The following is a 20,695-nucleotide window of genomic DNA, read 5'->3' as shown; positions in this document are numbered from 1 at the left end:
CCCGTCAGTGGAACAGGCCGATGCGTCGATAGAAGTTGTTGGTTCGTTCGGTGATGCGAGCCGTGATCGCCACCCTCGCCGGATCGGCCATGACAGAGGCACGGAACCGCCCGGGGTTTTCGATACCGGCGTCCTGGTAGGCGTCGCGGCTGTACAGCATCTGGATGATCAGATCGATGTAGCCGCGCAAATAGTGACCGACTTCTTCGACTTCTTCGACAGAGTGTGTCCTGCGGACCTCGTCGAACAGCGCCTTCACGAGCTTGCCGCCGAAGGCGATGTGCCGGGACTCGTCGCGGTGGTGAATTCGGTTGACTGCTCGCACCGTCTCCGGAAGATCCGTGTCGGCCGCCATCTTGGCGTTGAAGTAATCACCGATCATCTCGAAGATGAGTATCTGACTGAAGACGATGAAGTTGTTCATCTCCGGCGCGCGCTCGTCCGTCGGGAACACCATCCGCCGGTCCGGGTAGATGCGACCACCGTAACGGAGGCAGAATTCGGCGAAGAACCACATGTGCTCGTTCTCTTCGCCGATGAAGTGGTGGAAATACGGTGTGGGAATCTCGTAGCCGGGCGTGTGAATGCGGCGCATCACCTCGATGAGCAGCTCCCTGATGCCGTGAGCAATCAGACTGTAGAGGTTGACGCTCTCCCAGCGTGAGAGTTCCACGAGTTGTTCGGGGCTGAGCTCCCGTTCCGCGGAAGTGCCATGAACGGAAAGCAGCTCCCGACTCATCCACAAGCCTTCCGGCGTGATCGATTCGGGCCACTCGAAGGTACGGTACGGATTGTAGTAGTCATCGACGGAGACATCTATGAGCCTGCGTACGGCCCGGGCGAATTCGTCCGTCCACTCGATCGTCGACGCTGCTGACACGTAACCTCCTCGATAGTACCGTTGACTGACCGAAACAGCCGGTCCGGCGTGCCAAGAAGGACCGTACGACTACGCCGCCCCCGTGCGCGTCCACGACAATTTCAGGCGCGGGAACACATTGCGTTGACTTTTCTCTCCCGCGACTCATCGTCTCGCTTACTCCGGAATGCGGGGATGACTCGGATTCGTGGCACTCCGTCGGCTTCCCGGCCCGACGGGAGCGGGCCACCTCCCGGACGGATGACGGTCACCCCGGCGGTGGAGTCCTGTCCGTCCGGTAGGCGTCAGTAATCGGAGTGCGTAATCGCTCGGGAAAAAGTCAGCCCGGCGCGTCCTTCGGAATGCGTGCGCCGCGGACGCGTGGGGCGGGGGTGAGTTCGTAGTTTCCCTGTTGGTGGAGCGGACGGTGGAATCCTGCACCCACCAGCTGATCGACGTCCCCGAGCACACCCGGCGCTGCGAATCCGGCCGGGTGGAGCTGTTCGCCACGCCCGTGGCGGAGCCGGACGCATTCGACCCACCGCGTGCCGGCAGCTGCGACGTCATCGATTCGTTCAGCTCATCGACCCGGAGGAAATCGACGTCGTCCCGTCACACGAATCGACAGTCACCGTCCGCGCGCCGCCCTCCCGTGCCTCCACCGTGACGAGACGTTCGGAAGGTCCACCGCTCCCGGGACGATCGACGCCGCCGCGCAGCCGCGACTCGTGTCTCCCGTCTCCGGCGGTCCGGCACGGATTGTCGCCGTCCGGCGAAGGCCGCGGCGGATCGAGCGGGTCCCTCTCTACGACACCGGCCCCGACAGGGAGCCAAAAGGAGTATCGCCATGACTGTGGACGTCCTCTCCTCCCAGGACCACATAGCCCTCGCCGATCGCTGGGGCGCTCACGACTCCGTGCCGTTCCCCGTGGTGCTCACTCATGGGAAAGGCGCCTGGATGACCGATCTGGAAGGCCGCCGCTATCTCGACTTCCACGGGGGGTACTCGGCGGCCAACTTCGGCCACCAGCACCCCGACCTCATCGCCGCGGCCAGGGCTCAGCTCGACCGGCTGACGCTGAGCACCCGGGCGTTCCACCACGATCAGTACGCGCCGTTCTGCCGTGAGCTGGCCGAACTCACGGGCACCGAGACGGTGCTGCCCTCCAACTCCGGCGGCGAGGCTGTCGACACGGCGGTGAAGATCGCCAGGAAGTGGGCCTACCAGGTCAAGGGTGTACCGGACGGAGCGGCCGAGATCATCGTCGCGGGCGCGAACTTCCACGGCCGTACCACGACCATCGTCTCGTTCTCCACACACCCGAACCATCAGGCCGGGTTCGGCCCGTTCACGCCGGGCTTCAGGGTCGTGCCGTTCGGCGACATCGACGCGCTGCGCTCGGCGATCACCGAGAACACGGCGGCGGTCCTGCTGGAGCCGATCCAGGGCGAGGCCGGCGTGGTCGTTCCGCCGAAGGGATACCTCGCCGAGGTCCGCGATCTGTGCGACGAGAGCAACACGCTGTTCGTCGCCGACGAGGTCCAGTGCGGACTGGCCCGTGCCGGCACGACCCTGGCGCTGGACCACGACGGTGTCCGCGCGGACATGTACACCCTGGGCAAGAGCCTGAGCGGCGGGATCCTGCCGGTGTCCGCGGTGATCGGCCGCGCCGACGTCCTCGGGGTGATCACGCCCGGCGACCACGGTTCGACCTTCGGCGGCAACCCGCTGGCGTGCGCGGTCGGCCTCGCGACGGTGCGGCTGCTGGCCACCGGGGAGTTCCAGGAACGCTCACGCGAACTCGGCGCGTACCTGCACTCCCGCCTGAGCGAACTGGACGGTGTGACCGAGGTCCGTGGGCGCGGCCTGTGGGCCGGCGTACAGATCGCCGAAGAGCATGTGGCCGGGCGTCGGGTGACCGAGGCGCTGGCCGAACGCGGCCTGCTGTGCAAGGAGGCCAAGGGACACCTCCGGGTGGCACCCCCGCTGGTCGTCACCCGCGAGGAGATAGACCTCGGCGTCGACATGATCGCCGACGTGCTGTCCTGAACCGGACCCGGGGAGGACACCCGCATCGGGCCGGCCTGACCATCGATGGGACTGGAGGGAATTCGTGAGTGACTTCGCAGGACTGGTCGCGATCGTCACCGGCGGTGCGTCGGGCATCGGCCTGGCCACGGTCAATCGGCTCAGCAGTTGGGGAGCCCAAGTCGCCGCTCTCGATCTGAAACCGGAGGGGCTCCCGGACGGCGTCATGGGCGTCCAGGTCGATGTCACGGACGACATCCAGGTCAAAGCCGCCGTCGACGCCGTGGTCGAGCGGTTCGGCAGGCTGGACGTCGTGGTGAACAACGCCGGAATCGGCGCCATCGGGGACGTCACCGCGAACGGTGACGAGGAGTGGTCGCGCGTACTGGACGTCAACGTGGTCGGGATGGTCAGGGTCGCCCGGCACGCGGTACCGCACCTGCGGCGCTCACCCGCGGCGTCGATCGTCAACACCAGCTCGATCGTGGCGTGGGCCGGGGTGGGGCAGCGGGCACTGTACTCGGCCAGCAAGGGCGCGGTGTACGCGCTGACGCTGGCCATGGCGGCGGATCACGTCCGGGAGGGCATCCGGGTCAACTGCGTCGCCCCCGGCTCCGCGGACACCCCGTGGATCGGCAGGTCGCTGGAACAGACGGAGGATCCTGTGGCAGCCCGGGCCGCGCTCGACGCGTTCCAGCCCACGGGTCGTCTGGTGTCGGCCGACGAGGTGGCGGGCGCGATCGCCTACCTGGCAAGCCCGTTGGCGAGCGCCGTGGTGGGCACGGTGCTCGCCGTGGACAACGGCATGCACGGTCTGCGGCTGCGGCCCCGGAACCCGTAGCCGGCGGGCCGGACAAGAGACACCGCCGCGGGCCGCAGGGGTTCTCCCCCGCGGCCCGCGGCGCTTTCGTGGAACCACGGCGGCGGCAGGAACACGAACGGTGTCACCCGCCGAGCCGCTGTGTCCGTCCGGCGGCAGGTGAAACCCGGCGGGACGACCGCCGGGTCGGTGGAGCGGTCGTGCGGACGGCCGGCCCCCTGCCCCCTCACCACCGGGCCGAGCGTCAGGAAGCCGGTTCTCCGGCCGTGGAGGCGGGGCGACGGAGCCGCAGACTGAGCTGGGCGCCCAGCAGCCCCAGTACGCCGACCAGGGTCCACAGCGCCCAGGGGGCGACCGCGTACACGGCACCGCCGATGACCGGTCCGGCGCCCGTGCCGATCGCGTATGCCGCGCCGTACACGCCCTGGTAACGCCCGACCATCCCCGGCGGAGTCAGACTCGCCAGGTGGGCCTGGACGACGGAGGAGTACGCCATCTCGCCGAACGTCCAGGCCGTCACCGTCGCCGACAGCATGACCATTCCGGTGGTGAACCCGGTCAGCGCGAGGCCGGAACAGGTGAGCAGGTTGGCGGCGGCCAGTACGTACTCCGGCCGGAACCGGGAGACCACGCTGGTGATGGGCAGCTCCAGCAGCACCACCAGCAGACCGTTGAGCCCCATGAGAAGACCGAAGTCACGCTCGTCCAGACCCACGTCGTCGACGTGCAGGGGCAGGCCGACGGTGGTCTGGGTGTAGGCGAACATGGAGAACACGGTCATCAGCAGGAATCGCACCAGGACGCGGTCGGTGAGCATCTGCCGGTACCCGACCGCCGGCTCCGCCCGTGTTTCCGCGGTGCCGGAATCGGACCGCTGCTGCGAGGGGTCCCGCAGCAGCACCGCCACGATCACGCCGAACAGCAGGAGAGCGGCGGCCTCCAGCAGGAAGAGCCCCGTGTAGGAGATGGTGGCCACCACGCCGCCGAGCACGCCGCCCAGGGCGGAGCCGATGTTCTGGGCGAACCGGAGCACCCCGAAGGCGGCGAGCCGTTGCTGGGAGGACGTCACGGCGTCTACCAGCACCGCGGCCATGGCCGGCCGGTAGACCTGTGACACCACGCCGATGAGACCGACCACGGCGATGACCGCCGGGAGAGGTGCGAGGAACGGCACCATCGCCGTCAGCCCGGAGGTGGCGACGACGGACAGCAGGATGGCCCGCCGTCGGCCGATCGTGTCGGTGAGGTGGCCGCCGACGACGTTGCCGAGCACTCTGCCCAGGCCGGCCGCGCCCAGCACGAGCCCCGAGGCCGCGCCGGAATGTCCGCGCTGGGTCAGATAGAGCACGATGAACACCGGCAGGAAGGTGCCGGCCTGGAGGATCAGGTTGCCGAGACAGATGACCCAGACCCGGCGGGGCAGGCCGCGCAGGGCGTCACGGAATCGCGGCTCGTCGGGGCGCGACCGGTCCGATGTCTCGGTACTCACGCCGTTGACCCGGTGCGCATGGGTACGACGGTGCTGTTCAACGTGGTTCCTCCGTGTCGTGTGCCGTACTGGAACTCGGCGGCTTCCTGTCCGTTCGCAGGTCCTCTACCGCGGGCCGCCGGCGTAGAGGTGATCACGTTCGATCTCCCGGAGCCTCCGGTAGTCGGCACGAAGCTGTTCCGGATCCTCGGAGATGAGAATCACGTACCCCGGCTGGGTCGCGACGTCGATCGTCCGGGGAAGCGGCGCCCCTTCCGGATGCGTCGTGACGGCATGGGCGTAGGACGGGAGTGCGCGGACGGCGGCCATCGCCTCGTGGGACGGGGCCACGCCGTCATCACCCCGGTTGATGAGATGCACGTACCGCAGACGTTGCAGCAACTGGTAAGCGGTGGTGGGCAGTCGGTCGAACTCGGCGGGGTTCGCCACGGCCAGGGCGATGAGGTCGATCTGGTTGGTGCCCAGACAGCGATTGCCGATGTCCGGAACCTGCCCCCCGCCGAAGCGCGCGGCACACTCGACGAGCACCGGCCCTCTGGCGGTCATCATGACCTCGGTGTGGCCGGCCCAGTTCCGGACCTCCAGGGCGTCGAGCACCTCGTGGGTGTAGGACTCCACCTTCTTGGCTTCCGGATCGTCCGGTGACAGCGGCTCGTTGTAGTCGTAGATGATGTTGCCGCCGGGAAGCCGGATCTTGTAGTACCGCCAGATCTCGACGGTGTGGTGCCTGCCGTCACGGCTGACCGTGTTGACGAAGTACTCGTCCCCGTCCAGGAACTCCTGCGCGAGCACGACCGTGTTGGGCTTTGCGTGGCGGTCGGGGCTGGTCATGATCTGCTCGTGGACGGCGCGGACCTGGTCCGCGGACGAGCACGCCACGACGTTGTCGGTGCCGGAGCTGGCGACCGGTTTCAGGACGACCGGGTAACCGGCGGTCGTCTCGGCCCACTTGATGATCTCGTCGGCATCGGACGAGACGATGGTGGCCGCGTGCTCGACTCCCGCGTCGCGCAGGGCGAGGACCATGTCGTACTTGTTGCGGCGGGACGTCGGCCGGCTCATCCCGTTGCCGGGGGTGCCCAGTTCGGCGGCGAGCCGGTCGGTCAGCTCGACGCCCGACTCCCCGACGGAGATCACCCAGTCGACCCCGTGCCCGCGCAGCGCGGACGCCGTGGCCGCGATGTCACCGTCGTGCCGGACCTTGTCCACAAAGCCCTCGGGGAACGGCAGCCGGGATATGTGGACGTCGGGGTTCGGCGACTGGACGTGCACGCACTCCACGCCGAACCGGTTCAGTGCGGGCAGGAGATGACGCCCCAGAGAGAAAGCGTCGACGAACGCCACTCGCTTCGATCGCGCGCCGGAACTGTTGGGCATCATCAGCTACTTCCCTTGTGAGTCGGACAGTTCACGGACAAAAGGGCCCTGGCCGTGCCGGTGACCGGACCTCGGACTCGTGGTGATCGCGGTGCCGGATCCGGCCAGTGCCCGGCTGACGGGGTCGGCCGCGCGCCCATCCGCTATGCGGACCGACAGCACTCCGCCGACCAGTGCCTCCCGTGCCGCGACGAGTTTGAGCGCCATGCCGCCGCCGGCGAACCGGCCGGGCGCGCCGGTCGCCGGCACATCGTGGGTACTCAGCACGCTGGTCTCGTCACCGGGATCGGCGAGCACCCCCGGTGCGCCGGTCAACAGCACCAGCCGGTCGGCGCCGAGTGCCACCGCGAGCGCGGCCGCGACCCGGTCGGCGTCGACGTTCACCGGATGGCCGTGCTCGTCGATCGCGGGAGGCGAGACCACCGGCACGAAGCCGGACCGCAGCAGGGCTTCGGGGAGTTCGGTGCGCACCTCGCCGAGCCGACCGCTGAAGTTGTCCCGGACCAGGGTCGTCCGGCCGTCCACCACGGACCGCACGGCGGACTTGCGACGGGCGCGCAGCATGCCGCCGTCCAGGCCGGTGAGACCGACCGAGAGCACCCCGAGCCGGGACAGCTCTGCGACGATCCTCGGTTTGACCCCGCCGGCCAGCGCGAGGGTGACCACTTCCAGCGTCGCCGGGTCGGTGTACCGGGTGGACACCCCGTCCGGGGCGACGAGGGTGCGCTGCGGGACACCGAGTCTCCCGGCCAGCCGGGCGATTTCCCCGGAGCCGCCGTGCACCAGGAGGACCGGCTGTCCCTCACCGACGAGCCTGGCGACGTCGGCGCAGATGCCCGCGGCGTCGACGGACGGGTTCCCGCCGCACTTGACGACCGTCAGTGGTCTGGTGGTCACGGTTTCTCCGATTCGCCGAGGTTCGGATGGAACGGATGCGGGCCGGGGAAGGCCGGCCACCGCCGGGCGGACCGTGGCCGGCCCCGGTGAATGCCGCGTGCCTGCCCCGGCCGCTACTCTCCCCAGTCCTCTTCGACCTCGGGCGCGCGGGCGAGCACCGCCGGGCTCAGCGCCACGATCTCCAGTTCGCTTCGGCAACCCGCGCAATCGATGATCTCGTTGAGCCGCGCAGATTGGCTGATCTGCACCTCGTCCTCACACTCAGGACAGGCCTGCATGGTGGGCATGTGACGAATTCCTTTCGATCGGTTGTTCCAGAGCGGATCGCCGGACCGCCGCGTCGAAAGGGACGCTACGACCACGCCGACGTCATGTGCGTCCGCGGCGAAGGCATCCGGGGAGACACGTCGTGCTGACCTTTCGCCCTCGCGGCTGAGCCCCTCGCTTACCTCAGGGGCGAAACATCAGCGCACCGCATCTGCGCGATTGAATTTTCCGCGGACGCACACGGTGGTGGTGTGCTCGTAACGTCCGTTCCACACGGCAGGCCGGGTGGGATCGGCGCGTGCACCGGCACGCCGGTCGTACCGACGGACAACGTCTGCTCTTCGAGCGAGAGGAACCGGTCGTGAAGGTGCTGTCTGCTCTGCGTTCTCTCATCGCGCGTCGGCAAGCCGCTGAGGAACACGGTGGAGAGGACGACCGGGCCGCCGCCTGCCCGTGCGGTTCGGGGCCACCGGACTTCCCGCGGACGACAACAGTCTGGGCACGGCGGGGCTATCCGTCCTCGTGCTGGTCGTGCCGGTGTCGGTGATCGGCACAGCAGGCAACCCTTCGCCTTCATCGATCGGAGAGCCATGCGTACTCCACCCCCCTTCGGCTATCAGCAGCTCCACGAGGGATCCGTCCTGATCACCCGTAAATGCCGCACCGTCAACGTCGTGCGCGGCAAGGAGCAGGTGTCCGAGCTGCTGTCGGCTCTCAGGAGCGGAGACACTCAGGTCGTGCTCTCCCGCTACGCGGGCCGTGCGCGCGAGACGAACACGCCGCGCCGGACCGGAACGTGACCCGGACGTGAGTGCTCCGCCTGTCCGGGGTGTCACCTCCTGGGAGGTGACACCCCGGACAGGCGCCGGCGAGACCGGTGATCCGTCAGCGGAATTCCAGGAAGAACATGTCGCGGTACCCCTCCGAAGTCGCCGGGGCCACCCGCACGGGAGACACGGAGTGCAGAGCCGTGCGGTCGTCCAGGAATATGTAGTCCCCGGGCTCGCTCAGGGTGTGGCTGAGCACCGGGGACCCGCCGTTGTCGTAGAGCGTGCTGACCCCACCGGTGACGGCCTTTCGCGCGACCAGCATCATGACGATGTGCTCGACGCCGTCACGGTGGACTCCCTCCGGGGTCGGATTCCCGAGTTCCTCCGCGGAGGCGACGATGCGGTGCTGATGGACGTTGATCTGCCGGACAGGAGCCACGGGTTCACCGTCGGGCGTGCTCTCCGCGATGCGGGCGACGAAATGTGCCAGCATCCGCAGGAACACGGAAGTGTCCAGCAACGCCTGGTCGATCGGTTCGAAGCGGCGGACGATGCCGCCGTTCAGCCGGTTGATCTCCTTGCTCTGGAGGAAACCGTTCCGGCCGGCCGACCGGACGGCGCCGTCGGCGACGTCGTACGAGATCTCGGAGTGCTTACGGCGTCGATAGGTTCCGCCGTCCCCCATGTACGGGTCCAGCGGCAGGCCCTCCCAGAACCGGCTGAACTTGTCCCAGTCGTCGCCACTCCGGAGCAGGTCGTCACGCGCGTTGCCGAGCGAGAACTTCGGTCCGCCCATTCTCTCGATCTCCTTTGGCCAGGTCGGCGGTTCTCGGACGGTCGGGCAGCCCGGGGGTCAGCGGCGTCACGGAGATGTCACGTGACACGCCATCCGCCCACGGCGCTCAGGACGTTCGCCGCGCGGGCACGCAACTGGCCCACGGAATCCGCGGTGATCGCGAAACGGAGAAAGTAGTTCTCCTGCTCCAGGTCACTGACCTGGTAGCCGTCGACGACCACCGCCTTGATGACGCCCGGGAGTTCGCACAGGTCGTCCTCCGTGGCGCTGATCTCGACACGGCCGAGCTCTTCCGCCTCCACGTCGACCCAGCCGATGATCGTCCGGTCGCGAAGCGGGCCCAGCCGATCCAGTGTGAACTCGCCCAGCGACATGGAGACGACCGCCTCCGCCGGGTCGATCCCGCTGATCTCCTGGATCGCCGTGGGGTACATGCCACCGCCGAAGCGGGGATTTATCTCCACCAACTCCGTCCGGCCGTCGTCGTCGACCCTGCCCTCGATGTGCAGCCAGAGCTGGTCGAGGCGGAGGTCGGAGCAGAGCGCGCTGGTCATCTCGCTCAGGACGCGCACACCGTCACGCACGTGATCACTCTGGGGCGGATGGATCCGAAGCCCCGCGTCGTGGTGCCTGACGTTGTCGTGGTCGGGTTTCTCGACCGCCAGGACCGGATGGAAGCGGCCGTCCACGACGGGTCCGTCCACGGAGAACTCGACACCGGGCAGATACTCCTCGATGATCATTTCCGTGTCGACGAAGCCGCGCGCGACCAGGTGGCGCCGGTAGGCGAGGAGCTCGGCCGGGCTGTCCACCCGGCGCACCAGCCGCGAGGCCGTGGAGTCACGTGAGGGCTTGACGATGGCGGGAAAGAAGTCCGCCTCTGCCGGGTCGTCGCAGAAGCTGATGGTGGACAGCCCCAAGGCCCGCATACGCTCTCGGACCAGCGTCTTGCTGGCCAGCACGTCGATGCCGGCGCCGACACCCGGAAGGTCGTAGTGGGCGACAAGGCCGCCCTGCCAGGGGAGCAACGGTTCGATCAGGTTCACGACGGCGATGGGAACGATGCCGCGCCGGTCGAGCCGGGTGATGAGCGTGGACAGGTTCTCGCGGTCCCAGTCCACCACGACATGGTCATCGCATTTTTCGCGGTTGGGAGTGCCGGGAATTTCGGAGATCAGTACCGGCCGCAGACCGCGGGCTCTCAGCTGTTCTGCGGCAAGAGCCACGGCACCGGCATTCCATTTGGAGAGGATGAGTACGGATTTCACGCAGCGACCTCCAGAGGTTGAATCGCGGGCTGGCATCGAAGAACACGAACGGGCATGACGAGCGACACGGGTGCGGCCGCTCCGAAGCGATCGGGGCACTCGGCCGCGGGAGAGCAAGGCCGATACGCCTGGTCCCCGCGAACGCACATGACGGCAGTGCGGTCGCACCGTCCTGCCGGTCCGTCACCGGAGCCGGATTCGGAGCCGGATTCGGCTGAACCGTCGAGGTCAGCCCTCCACCGGGGCGCTCGGGACGCCGACGGCCGTGGCTACGGCGTCGGCGTCGGCGTCGGACGCCGAGGGCGTCAGCGGAGCGTTCCGCGTGCCCGCCGTCCGGACGTCGGAGAACAGCACTATGAGGAACGCCAGGGCGCCGACCCCTGCCGACACCCACATGGCGCGGTGCAGGCCGATGCTCGATGCGAGCGCACCGGAGCACAGCGATCCGACGGGAAGGGTGCCCCATACGACGAACCGGATCGTGGCGGTCATGCGACCCATGAGGGGTCGGGGGGTGACGCCCTGACGCAGGCTGACCTGGTTCACGTTGAAGAGCACCACGCCGAACGACTGCACGAACACGCCGCAGGTGATGACCACTTCGAGGGCCGAGGCGGGCGCGGCGGGGGTGAGGAGAGGGCCGAGACCGTCGATGAGCGCGCCCAGCACGATGCTCGGTCCGGTGCCCAGGCGCTGTGACAACCTGCGGGCGACGACGGCACCGAGGACGACACCGAGAGAGCCGATCGCCATCACGATGCCGAGTTTGGCGGCGGAGAAGCCCAGTTCACGCACCGCGTAGGTGGTGAAGATGGCCGCGACCATGCCGTAGGAGAAGTTGAGGAGCGCCCCGACACCGGCCACCGGGGCCAACAGGCGGTGACGGCGCACGAAGGTCAGCCCCTCTCCGACCTCCTTCAGCAGAACCGGCCAGGTCGCCCGGCTGCCGCCCCCCGTCACCGGCTTCTCCCGATCGCGCGGGATGCGCGACACCATGAACGCGGAGAACAGGAACGACAGGGCGTCGGCGCACAGCGCGACCGGGGCCTTCAGCACCGAGATCAGCCAGCCGCCCACGCTGGGGCCGATCAGCTGCGACGCGGACCGCGCGAGCTCCAACTGGGCGTTTCCGTCCGTCAGTTGCTCGGCCTCGACGATATCGGGCAGATAGGACTGGTAGGCGACGTCGAAGAACACGGTCGCGACACCCTGGACGAACGCGACCGCATAGAGCTGGCCGAGCGTGAGCGCGTCCAGCGCGTAGGCCAGCGGGACGGTGAGCAGCAGCAGCGCACGCGCGAGGTCGCTGACGATCAGAACGGGCCTTCGGGGCATTCGGTCGATCCAGACCCCGGCCGGCAGCCCGATCAGCAGGAAGGGCGCGACCTGCGCGGCGATGAGCGCGCTGACTTCGAACGCGCCGGCGTTCAGCACCTGGAGCGCGACGAGAGGCAGCGCCAGGAAGCCGATCTGGCTGCCGATCTGGCTGACGCCCTGCGCAGCCCGCAGTCGCCGGAAGTCAGGATTCTGGGTGACCCTCATCTGGTCCGTCTCTCTCGGTGACTTGATGACCGCTGACGTGACGAAGCCGCCGCACCCTCCCGGCGCCGCGGAAGTCCGTACCCGTCGCCGCGCGCCCGGAGGATGCCGTACCGCCCTGTGGCCTTTGTTCTCCGAAATGGATCCCCGGCCTCCCGGCCGCGGACCGCGACCGGAATACGGGCCGATCTCAAGACTGACACGGGCGAGGTTCGCATCGAGTAATCGGTGCGCTTAGCCGATCGGCAGAGAACTAAGTCCGACGCCTCCTTCACGATGTGTTTGTCGCGGACGCGGGTGAGGTGGAAAGGTTCGTAGTTTCCTTTCGTATGGGTGATCGGTTCGGACTGGAGGGTGTCGTGGTGGCGGGTCGGAATATCTCGGCAAGGAGGGTGTGGTCGTGATACGGGTGGCGGTGGCCGGTGCGGCCGGTTATATCGGCGGCGAGTTACTGAGGCTGCTGCTGGGACATCCCGAGGTCGAGGTGGTGGGCGCGGTCTCGTCCCGTTTCCCGGGGAAACGGGTCGACGGTGTGCACCCGAATCTGCGGTCCGCCACCGATCTGACATTCTGTTCGGCCGATGAGGTCGAAGAGTGCGACGCGGCGTTCCTGGCACTGCCGCACCGGGTGGCGATGACCCAGATCGGTCACTGGGCCCAGCGGGCCAAGCTCGTCATCGACCTGACCGGGGACTTCCGGCTCGACGACACCGAAGTCTTCCGGCGTTACTACGGCGAGGAGCACCAGGCCCCGCATCTGCTGGCCGACTTCGTGCCCGGCCTTCCCGAACTGCACCGCGAGAGCCTGCGCACCGCGGACCTGATCAGTGTTCCCGGCTGCATGGCCGCGGCCGGCGTACTCGCCCTGTACCCCCTGGTGGCCCGCGATCTGATCGATCTCGGGCAAGGGGCTCAGTTCGACGCCCGCACCGGTTCCAGCGGCTCGGGCGCCACCGCCGGTCCGGCCAACCTGCACGCCGAACGCAGCGGTGCCATGCGCGTGTTCGCGCCCACCGGGCACCGCCACGAAGCCGAGATCTCACGGCATCTGGGCCTGCCGGCCGCGATGACCGCCACCGGCGTCGAAGCGGTCCGCGGGGTCCAGACCATCTGCCACGCCACCCTGCGCCCCGGTGTGGACAAGCAGACCGTGCGCCGGGCCTTTCGCGAGCAGTACGCCGAGGAACCCTTCGTCCGCGTCGTCGCGCACCAACGCGGCATCTTCCGCTACCCCGACCCGAAGATCCTCCTGGGATCCAACTACTGCGACGTCGGCTACGCAGTCGACGAGGACAGCGGCCGTCTGACCACGATCGCCGCCCTGGACAACCTCGTCAAAGGCGGCGCCGGCAACGCCCTGCAATGCCTCAACATCCGCACGGGCCGGCCCGAGACCCTCGGCCTGACCTTCCCCGGTCTCCACCCCCTGTGAACCCCGGCCGACCGGAGGGACCGTGACCACCGATCCGCTGACCGTCGTCACGTGAGGCCGCGATCCGGCCGCGCCGACACACCCGGGCCTGCCCGCCGAGCACGTACGGGGCCGGCATCACGGTGCGCATCTCCTGCGCAGGGGGGCGCCGACCCACAGCTCATGCGAAAGGGAGATCCGCACATGAGAGAACCGAATGGCACACCGGCCGAGTGGCAGGGCGGCACTGTCTGGCTGACCGGGCTGCCGAGCGCGGGCAAGACCACCATCGCGACGGGTCTCGCCGAGCGGCTGCGCTCCGGTGGACACCGCGTTCAGGTGCTCGACGGTGACGAGGTCCGTGCCGCCCTCTCCGCGGAACTGGGATTCTCGAAGGAGGACCGGGACACCAACGTGCGGCGGATCGGTTACGTGGCCGGGCTGCTCGCCGAGCACGGCGTCACGGTGCTGGTGCCGGTCATCGCCCCCTATGCGCTGTCCCGCGCGGCGGTCCGGGACCTGCACGCGGCACGCGGCGTCCCCTGCGTCGAGGTGCACGTGGCGACGCCGGTGGACATCTGCGCCGACCGGGACGTCAAGGGCCTCTACGCCCGGCAGGCGGCAGGTGAACTCAGCGGTCTCACCGGCGCGGACGACCCCTACGAGGTGCCGGTCGACCCCGACCTCCGGGTCGACACGCAGCACCAGACGGTCGACGAGTCGGTCCGGCAGGTGCGAGCGCTGCTCACGGCACGGGGTCTGTCGTGATCGCCGCCACGCGGGCCGTGCCCGCCGGCCGTCCCGGACACCTCGGCCCGCGGGTGGATCCGGTGCACCCGCTGACGCACCTCGAAATGCTGGAGTCGGAGGCGGTGCACATCTTCCGTGAGGTGGCGGGTGAGTTCGAGCGGCCGGTGATCCTCTTCTCCGGCGGCAAGGACTCGATCGTCATGCTGCATCTGGCGCTGAAGGCGTTCGCCCCGGCGGCGGTCCCCTTCACGCTGCTGCACGTGGACACCGGCCACAACTTCCCCGAGGTCCTCGACTACCGCGACCGTGCGGTGGCCGGGCACGGACTGCGTCTGCACATCGCGTCCGTACAGGACTACATCGACCGCGGAGTGCTGCGTGAGCGCCCCGACGGTGTACGCAACCCGCTGCAGACCCTCCCGTTGACGGAGAAGATCCGGGCCGAGCGGTTCGACGCGGTCTTCGGCGGCGGGCGGCGCGACGAGGAGAAGGCCCGCGCCAAGGAGCGCGTCTTCTCGCTGCGCGACGAGTTCTCCGCCTGGGACCCGCGCCGCCAGCGCCCCGAGCTGTGGCAGCTCTACAACGGCCGCCACGCGCCCGGCGAGCACGTCCGCGTCTTCCCGCTCTCCAACTGGACCGAGCTGGACGTCTGGCAGTACATCGGGCGCGAGGGCATCGAGCTGCCGGAGATCTACTTCGCCCATGAACGCGAGGTGTTCAGGCGCAACGGCATGTGGCTGACCGCCGGCGGGTGGGGCGGCCCGAAGGGCGGCGAGAGCGTCGAGACACGGCAGGTCCGCTACCGCACCGTCGGTGACATGTCCTGCACCGGCGCCGTCGACTCCGGCGCCACCACGCCCGAAGCCGTGATCGCCGAGATCGCCGCCTCCCGGCTCACCGAGCGGGGCGCGACCCGCGCCGACGACAGGATGTCCGAGGCCGCGATGGAAGACCGCAAGCGCGAGGGGTACTTCTGACATGACCGTCGCCACCGAGCAGCTCTCGGCCACCACCCTGCTGCGTTTCGCGACCGCGGGCTCCGTCGACGACGGCAAGTCCACACTCGTGGGACGACTGCTGCACGACTCCAAGTCGATCCTGACCGACCAGCTGGAGGCCGTCGAGCACGCCTCCCGCAGCCGCGGCCAGGACACCCCCGACCTCGCGCTGCTCACCGACGGCCTGCGGGCCGAGCGCGAACAGGGCATCACCATCGACGTCGCCTACCGCTACTTCGCCACCGCGCGCCGCCGGTTCATCCTGGCCGACACCCCCGGGCACGTGCAGTACACCCGCAACATGGTCACCGGCGCCTCCACCGCCGACCTGGCCGTGGTCCTGGTCGACGCCCGCAACGGTGTCGTCGAGCAGACCCGCCGCCACGCCGCGGTCGCCGCCCTGCTGCGTGTCCCGCACGTCGCCCTGGCCGTCAACAAGATGGACCTCGTCGCGTACGCGGAACCCGTATTCGCCGCGATCGCCGAGGAGTTCACCGCGTACGCCGCATCGCTCGGCATCCCGGAGATCACCGCGATCCCGATCTCCGCGCTCACCGGTGACAACGTCGTGGAGCCCTCCGCGCACATGGACTGGTACGGCGGCCCCACCGTCCTGGAACACCTGGAGACCGTCCCGGTCAGCCACGACCTGGCACACTGCCACGCCCGGCTGCCCGTCCAGTACGTGATCCGTCCGCAGACCGCCGAGCACCCCGACTACCGGGGTTACGCGGGCCAGATCGCCGCCGGCGCCTTCCGCGTCGGCGAGAGCGTCACCGTCCTGCCGTCGGGCCGCACCAGCACCGTCGCCGGCATCGACCTGCTCGGCGAATCCGTCGGCATCGCCTGGGCCCCGCAGTCCGTGACGATCCGTCTCGCCGACGACATCGACGTCTCGCGCGGTGATCTGATCGCTCCGAGCGATGATGCCCCGGCCCTGGTCCAGGACGTCGAGGCGACGGTCTGCCATGTGGCCGACACGCCGCTGGGGGCCGGCCAGCGGGTGCTGCTCAAGCACACCACCCGTACGGTCAAGGCGATCGTCAAGGACATCCCGTCGCGCCTCACGCTGGACGACCTCTCCCAGCACCCGGACCCCGGGCAGCTGGTCGCCAACGACATCGGCCGGGTCGTCGTACGGACCGCCGAGCCGCTCGCGCTCGACGTGTACGCGGACTCCCGCCGCACCGGGTCCTTCCTCCTCATCGACCCCTCCGACGGCACGACACTCTCCGCGGCCATGGCGGGCGAAGCCTTCGCCACGACCGCGGGGCACGTCCACGGGACCCCTCGGCACCAGGACGAAGAGGGCTGGGACTTCTGATGGACGCCACTCACCGGGACCACCACGCGGAGTCCGTGATGAAGGACCGCCGCCCCTACGAGACCGAGGCACCCCACGCCCGACCTGTCCGGCATCCACCACCTGACGCTGCTCGACAAGGTCCTCAAGGCCGCCGGTCAGCCTGCGGTCTCCAACGCCGGTCCCGGCGTCAAGCAACCACCGCACACCCGTTCCCAGGAGGTATCCAGTGGACATAAGGCAATTGACCACCTTCCACAAGGTCGCGACGCTGCTCAGCTTTACGCGTGCGGCCACCGAACTCAGGTACGCGCAGTCCAGCGTCACCGCCCAGATCAAGAGTCTGGAGACGTCCCTCGGCGTCGAGCTCTTCGAGCGGCTCGCCGGAAAGATCCAGCTCACCCCGGCCGGCCAGCGGTTCCTGCCGTACGCCGAGCAGATGCTGACGCTGGCCGGCGAGGCCCGCGGCATCGCGTCCGGTGACGGTGAGCCCTCCGGTCTGCTCACCATCGGCACCATGGAGAGCATCACCTCGTACCGCATGCCGCCGGTGCTCGAACTCTTCCACCACCGTTACCCGCAGCTGCAGCTGGTACTGCGCCCCAGCCTCTGCGCGGAGACGCTGCACTCGCTGCGCCAGGGCACCTTCGACATGGGCTTCCTGATGGAGGCCGAGACCCGGCACCCCGGCGTGGAGAGCGAGATGCTCGGCCCCGAACCGCTGGTCGTCGTGGCCGCTCCCGACCACCCCCTGGCCAAGGAGGCCAAGGTCGACCTTGACCAGCTCCGCGACGTCCAGGTGCTGGCCCCGGAGGCCGGATGCGCCTACCGGGAGCTGTTCGAGGCGGAGTTGAACGACGGCTCGGGCGAGCCGGTGCCGTTCCTGGAGTTCGGCAACATCGAGTCGATCAAGCGTGGTCTGACCGCCGGGCTCGGGATCAGCCTGCTGCCCACCATGACCGTGGCCGACGACATCGCCGCGGGCTCGCTGGCCGCGCTCGCCTGGGAGGTGCCCTTCGAGGTCTACACCCAGTTGGCGTGGCGCCGAGGCTGCCGGCAGACCCGTGAGATGCGCCTGTTCATCGACCGGACGCTGGAATGCATGGCGAGCGAGTACAGCGCGACGACGGGCTCGGCCGACTGACCGTCCGACGCGTCGGCCGCAAGCGGCTGGCGCCCGGGCCGTCCGAGCGGTGCCCGGGTCGCCGGCCATCCGGCTTCGAGGTTCTGGGTTCCGAATCCACGGGCCGAGAACGGAACGGCAGAGTGCGGTCGGTGTGATCGAGCATCGCGATTCTTGGTATCGATCATTCCCGGCCTTGATGCTGGACGCGGATATCGCTCCCCGGCGAGGATTTCCCTGTCACTCCCTCACGTTTGCGGAGAAGCCGATGTCGAATGTAGTGCGCCCGGCAAAGAAATTCATCGTCTCGAGCGTTTCCTCGGATGCCCACATGTGGAACCTGGTGTTTCTCCAACTACTTCTGGAGGAGCACGGAGGGGAGGTCATCAATCTCGGCGCCTGCGTCCCCGACGACCTCATCATCGAGGAATGCCGACAGGAAAAACCTGACGTACTTGTCCTCAGCACGGTCAATGGGCACGGTCATCTCGACGGGATGAGGCTCATACGCAAAATACGCAGCCAGCCCGACCTCCAGGACTTGCGGGTCGTCATCGGCGGGAAACTCGGTGTGCGCGGCAAGGACAACGTCCAATTCATCGAGGGCCTCTCCGAAAGCGGATTCGACGCCGTTTTCGAATCCGAGGGCGCCTTGCAGAACTTCAACGAGTTCCTGCGCGATCTCGGCCCCGGTGCACAGCGCGCCCTTCCGATGCCGGAGGTCGCCGCATGACCGTCACCGTCCCCGCCGCCCCCGCCCGGATCCGCACCAACCGCTTCTCCGCGTTCGTGCACCGGACCAAGGAGGCGGGCGGCCTCGTGGTCCAGCCCCGTATGGGTTTCGCCGAACTCCCGGTCATGCGCGAGGGCCTGCTCGGCGTCCGCGGGGCCCGGGCCACCTCCGCCGGCACCATCACCCTGGACAGCTACACGCGGGTCAACGACCACGACTCGGCACGGGAAGCCCTGCGCACCGGTGCCGACCTCAACGGCTTCCCCCTCGTCGCCCACGGCCCGGCCGCCACCCGGCGGATGCTCGAAGGAGTGGCCGGCGAGGACTTCCCGATCCAGGTGCGACACGGCTCCGCCCTTCCCTACCCGCTCTTCGAAGCCATGGTCGCCGCGGACATCGACGCCACCGAGGGCGGCCCGGTCTCCTACTGCCTGCCCTACAGCCGGGCCCCGCTCACCGAGGCCGTCGACGCGTGGTCGCGCTGCTGCGAACTGCTCGCCGCCCAGGACCGGCAGATCCATCTGGAGAGTTTCGGCGGCTGCATGCTCGGCCAGCTGTGCCCGCCGAGTCTGCTGGTGGCCCTCAGCGTCCTGGAGGCGCTGTTCTTCGCCGAACACGGCCTGCACAGCATCTCGTTGAGCTACGCCCAGCAGACCAACTCCGCACAGGACCTGGAGGCGCTCGCGGCCTTGCGCAGGCTCGCCGGCGAACGCCTCGGCGACCTCGACTGGCACGTCGTCCTCTACACGTACATGGGGGTCTACCCCCGTACGCCGGTGGGTTCCTTCCGGATCCTCGAGGACAGCGCCAGGCTCGCGATCCGCAGCGGCACCGAGCGGCTGATCGTCAAGACCCCCGCCGAGGCGTTCCGGATCCCGACCGTCGGCGAGAACGTGGACGCGCTGGAGTTCGCCGCCTACGTGGCCGCCGACGAGGCGCTGCACGGGCAGCCCGAACTGCCCACCGAGACAGGCCTGTACGAGGAGGCCCGGATGCTCGTGGACAGCACCCTCGCGCTCGCCCCGACGGTCGGTCAGGCCCTGGTGCGGGCGTTCTCCCTGGGCCATCTCGACGTGCCGTTCTGCCTGCACCGGGACAACGCCAACAAGTCCCGCGCGTACGTCGACGCGCGGGGGCTGCTGCGCTGGGCCGAGCCCGGCTCCATGCCCCTGGCGATCGACCGCACGGCCGCCGGAAAGCCGCTGTCCGCCCAGGGCCTGATCGAGATGCTCGGCTACAACGAGCGCCGCTTCGACCGTGAGCAACTGACCCGTGTACCCCGATGGAGCCTGACATGACCACCCTTGCCCCGGTCACCACCTCCACCCTCGACGCGATCCGTGACCGCGGTGCGCTGCGCGCCGTCGTCAGCCGTGGCATCCGAGGGCTCTCGCTGCCCACCGCGACCGGTGCGTGGACCGGCCTCGACGCGGACGTCGCCCGGGCCGTCGCCGCGGCCGCGCTCGGCGACCCCGAGGCGGTCGAGTGGCTGCCGTCCGACCCGGCCGACCGCCTCGAGCCGCTGCACGAGCGCACGGCCGAACTCTCCGTCTGCAACCTCACCTGGACGCTGGGCCGCGAGGCACACCGGCCCGTCCTCTTCGCGGGGGTGACCTGTTACGACGGCGAGGGGTTCCTGGTCCGCGCGGACAGCGGCATCGAGGACCCCGGGCAGCTGGCCGGCCGGCGGGTCGCGGTGCAGCAGGGCACGACGAGCATCGCCAACCTGGCCGCCTGGTACGGGCGGCGCGGCCTGTCCGTCGAGCCGGTCGAGTACGCGACGCCCGCGCAGACGCTCGCCGGCTACGCGTCGGGGGAGTGCGCGGCGTACGTCCTGGACCGTACGGCGCTGGCCGGGGAGCGGGCCGCGCTGCCCGACCCGGAGGCGCACCGGATCCTCGACACCGCGATCTCCCGCGAACCGATGGCCGCCGCGGTGCGTGACGACGACCCCCAGTGGTACCGGCTGTGCCGCTGGGTGCTGCAACTGCTGCTCTCGGCCGAGCACCACGCCGACGAGGCGGGCCCCGGCGGCCGGTCGCAGGCGCTCGCCGAGGCGGCCGCCCTCGCCGGCGCGCACGGAGCGGCGATCGGCCTCGACGAGGAGTGGGCGGCCCGCGTCCTGGACGCGACCGGCACGTACGCCGAGATCTACGAGCGCAACCTGGGCGCGGCCTCCGGGCTCGGTGTGCCGCGCGGACTCAACGAGCTGTGGACCCGTGGCGGTCTGCACTACGCCGTACCCCTGAACTGATCCACCCGCTCC

19 protein-coding genes are annotated in these 20,695 nt (G+C 69.1%); 11 read left to right on the top strand and 8 right to left on the bottom strand.

What is annotated here, in order from left to right:
• Window positions 1–4: 4 nt before the first annotated feature.
• Window positions 5–880: a diiron oxygenase gene (locus OG780_RS23155; protein ID WP_328451083.1), complete on the bottom strand. Its 876-nt coding sequence runs from the start codon at window positions 878–880 to the stop codon at window positions 5–7.
• Window positions 881–1,706: 826 nt separating this feature from the next.
• On the opposite strand from OG780_RS23155, the gene rocD reads away from it, so the two are divergent.
• Window positions 1,707–2,909, top strand: a complete 1,203-nt coding sequence (gene rocD / locus OG780_RS23150) for an ornithine--oxo-acid transaminase (RefSeq protein WP_328451081.1) — start codon at window positions 1,707–1,709, stop codon at window positions 2,907–2,909.
• Between the two features lie 64 nt (window positions 2,910–2,973).
• Window positions 2,974–3,729: an SDR family NAD(P)-dependent oxidoreductase gene (locus tag OG780_RS23145; RefSeq protein WP_328451079.1), complete on the top strand. Its 756-nt coding sequence runs from the start codon at window positions 2,974–2,976 to the stop codon at window positions 3,727–3,729.
• 223 nt (window positions 3,730–3,952) lie between these two features.
• On the opposite strand, the gene OG780_RS23140 is transcribed toward OG780_RS23145, so the two are convergent.
• The 4 genes from OG780_RS23140 to OG780_RS23125 form a co-directional block, all read right to left on the bottom strand.
• Complete coding sequence (locus OG780_RS23140) at window positions 3,953–5,197, bottom strand: MFS transporter (RefSeq protein WP_328451077.1); 1,245 nt, start codon at window positions 5,195–5,197, stop codon at window positions 3,953–3,955.
• 105 nt (window positions 5,198–5,302) lie between these two features.
• Window positions 5,303–6,577 carry an ATP-grasp domain-containing protein gene (locus OG780_RS23135; RefSeq protein WP_328451075.1) on the bottom strand — a complete coding sequence of 425 codons (1,275 nt, stop codon included), beginning with the start codon at window positions 6,575–6,577 and terminating at the stop codon, window positions 5,303–5,305.
• 3 nt (window positions 6,578–6,580) lie between these two features.
• A complete protein-coding gene (locus tag OG780_RS23130) occupies window positions 6,581–7,471 on the bottom strand; it encodes a [LysW]-aminoadipate kinase (protein ID WP_328451073.1) in 891 nt (296 codons plus the stop codon).
• A 113-nt stretch (window positions 7,472–7,584) separates the two neighbouring features.
• Complete coding sequence (locus tag OG780_RS23125; RefSeq protein ID WP_328451071.1) at window positions 7,585–7,758, bottom strand: lysine biosynthesis protein LysW; 174 nt, start codon at window positions 7,756–7,758, stop codon at window positions 7,585–7,587.
• Between the two features lie 570 nt (window positions 7,759–8,328).
• On the opposite strand from OG780_RS23125, the gene OG780_RS23120 reads away from it, so the two are divergent.
• Window positions 8,329–8,538: a hypothetical protein gene (locus OG780_RS23120; protein WP_328451069.1), complete on the top strand. Its 210-nt coding sequence runs from the start codon at window positions 8,329–8,331 to the stop codon at window positions 8,536–8,538.
• Window positions 8,539–8,623: 85 nt separating this feature from the next.
• Here the strand turns inward: OG780_RS23120 and OG780_RS23115 are convergent, their stop codons facing one another.
• The 3 genes from OG780_RS23115 to OG780_RS23105 all read right to left on the bottom strand — a co-directional run bounded on the left by OG780_RS23115 (window position 8,624) and on the right by OG780_RS23105 (window position 12,114).
• Window positions 8,624–9,304 carry a 2OG-Fe dioxygenase family protein gene (locus OG780_RS23115; RefSeq protein WP_328451067.1) on the bottom strand — a complete coding sequence of 227 codons (681 nt, stop codon included), beginning with the start codon at window positions 9,302–9,304 and terminating at the stop codon, window positions 8,624–8,626.
• A 77-nt stretch (window positions 9,305–9,381) separates the two neighbouring features.
• Window positions 9,382–10,530, bottom strand: coding sequence for an ATP-grasp domain-containing protein (locus OG780_RS23110; protein ID WP_328451065.1), 1,149 nt, complete (start codon window positions 10,528–10,530; stop codon window positions 9,382–9,384).
• Window positions 10,531–10,800: 270 nt separating this feature from the next.
• Window positions 10,801–12,114, bottom strand: coding sequence for an MFS transporter (locus OG780_RS23105; RefSeq protein WP_328451063.1), 1,314 nt, complete (start codon window positions 12,112–12,114; stop codon window positions 10,801–10,803).
• 397 nt (window positions 12,115–12,511) lie between these two features.
• On the opposite strand from OG780_RS23105, the gene argC reads away from it, so the two are divergent.
• From argC to OG780_RS23065, 8 genes are all read left to right on the top strand, one after another.
• Window positions 12,512–13,543, top strand: coding sequence for an N-acetyl-gamma-glutamyl-phosphate reductase (gene argC, locus OG780_RS23100; protein ID WP_328458317.1), 1,032 nt, complete (start codon window positions 12,512–12,514; stop codon window positions 13,541–13,543).
• 183 nt (window positions 13,544–13,726) lie between these two features.
• On the top strand, window positions 13,727–14,290 hold the full coding sequence (cysC, locus tag OG780_RS23095; RefSeq protein WP_328451061.1) for an adenylyl-sulfate kinase: 564 nt from the start codon (window positions 13,727–13,729) through the stop codon (window positions 14,288–14,290).
• Window positions 14,291–14,376: 86 nt separating this feature from the next.
• Complete coding sequence (gene cysD / locus OG780_RS23090) at window positions 14,377–15,249, top strand: sulfate adenylyltransferase subunit CysD (RefSeq protein ID WP_328458314.1); 873 nt, start codon at window positions 14,377–14,379, stop codon at window positions 15,247–15,249.
• 1 nt (window position 15,250) lies between these two features.
• Window positions 15,251–16,594 (top strand): sulfate adenylyltransferase subunit 1, encoded by a 1,344-nt coding sequence (locus tag OG780_RS23085; protein WP_328451059.1) that lies wholly within the window; start codon window positions 15,251–15,253, stop codon window positions 16,592–16,594.
• Between the two features lie 208 nt (window positions 16,595–16,802).
• On the top strand, window positions 16,803–17,717 hold the full coding sequence (locus tag OG780_RS23080) for a LysR family transcriptional regulator (protein WP_328451057.1): 915 nt from the start codon (window positions 16,803–16,805) through the stop codon (window positions 17,715–17,717).
• A gap of 133 nt (window positions 17,718–17,850) precedes the next feature.
• Window positions 17,851–18,429, top strand: a complete 579-nt coding sequence (locus tag OG780_RS23075) for a cobalamin B12-binding domain-containing protein (protein ID WP_328451055.1) — start codon at window positions 17,851–17,853, stop codon at window positions 18,427–18,429.
• Window positions 18,426–19,727, top strand: coding sequence for a methylaspartate mutase (locus OG780_RS23070; protein ID WP_328451053.1), 1,302 nt, complete (start codon window positions 18,426–18,428; stop codon window positions 19,725–19,727). The genes OG780_RS23075 and OG780_RS23070 overlap by 4 nt, the downstream gene beginning before the upstream one ends.
• The gene (locus OG780_RS23065; RefSeq protein ID WP_328451051.1) at window positions 19,724–20,683 is read left to right on the top strand and encodes a transporter substrate-binding domain-containing protein; all 960 of its coding nucleotides are present in this window, start codon (window positions 19,724–19,726) and stop codon (window positions 20,681–20,683) included. Before OG780_RS23070 ends, OG780_RS23065 begins: the two co-directional genes overlap by 4 nt.
• The last annotated feature ends 12 nt before the right edge of the window (window positions 20,684–20,695 follow it).

The organism is Streptomyces sp. NBC_00386 (assembly GCF_036063235.1).
GTDB lineage: Bacteria > Actinomycetota > Actinomycetes > Streptomycetales > Streptomycetaceae > Streptomyces.
The sequence above is the reverse complement of the archived record's forward strand: the minus strand, read 5'-3'. Positions and strand labels throughout refer to the sequence as shown.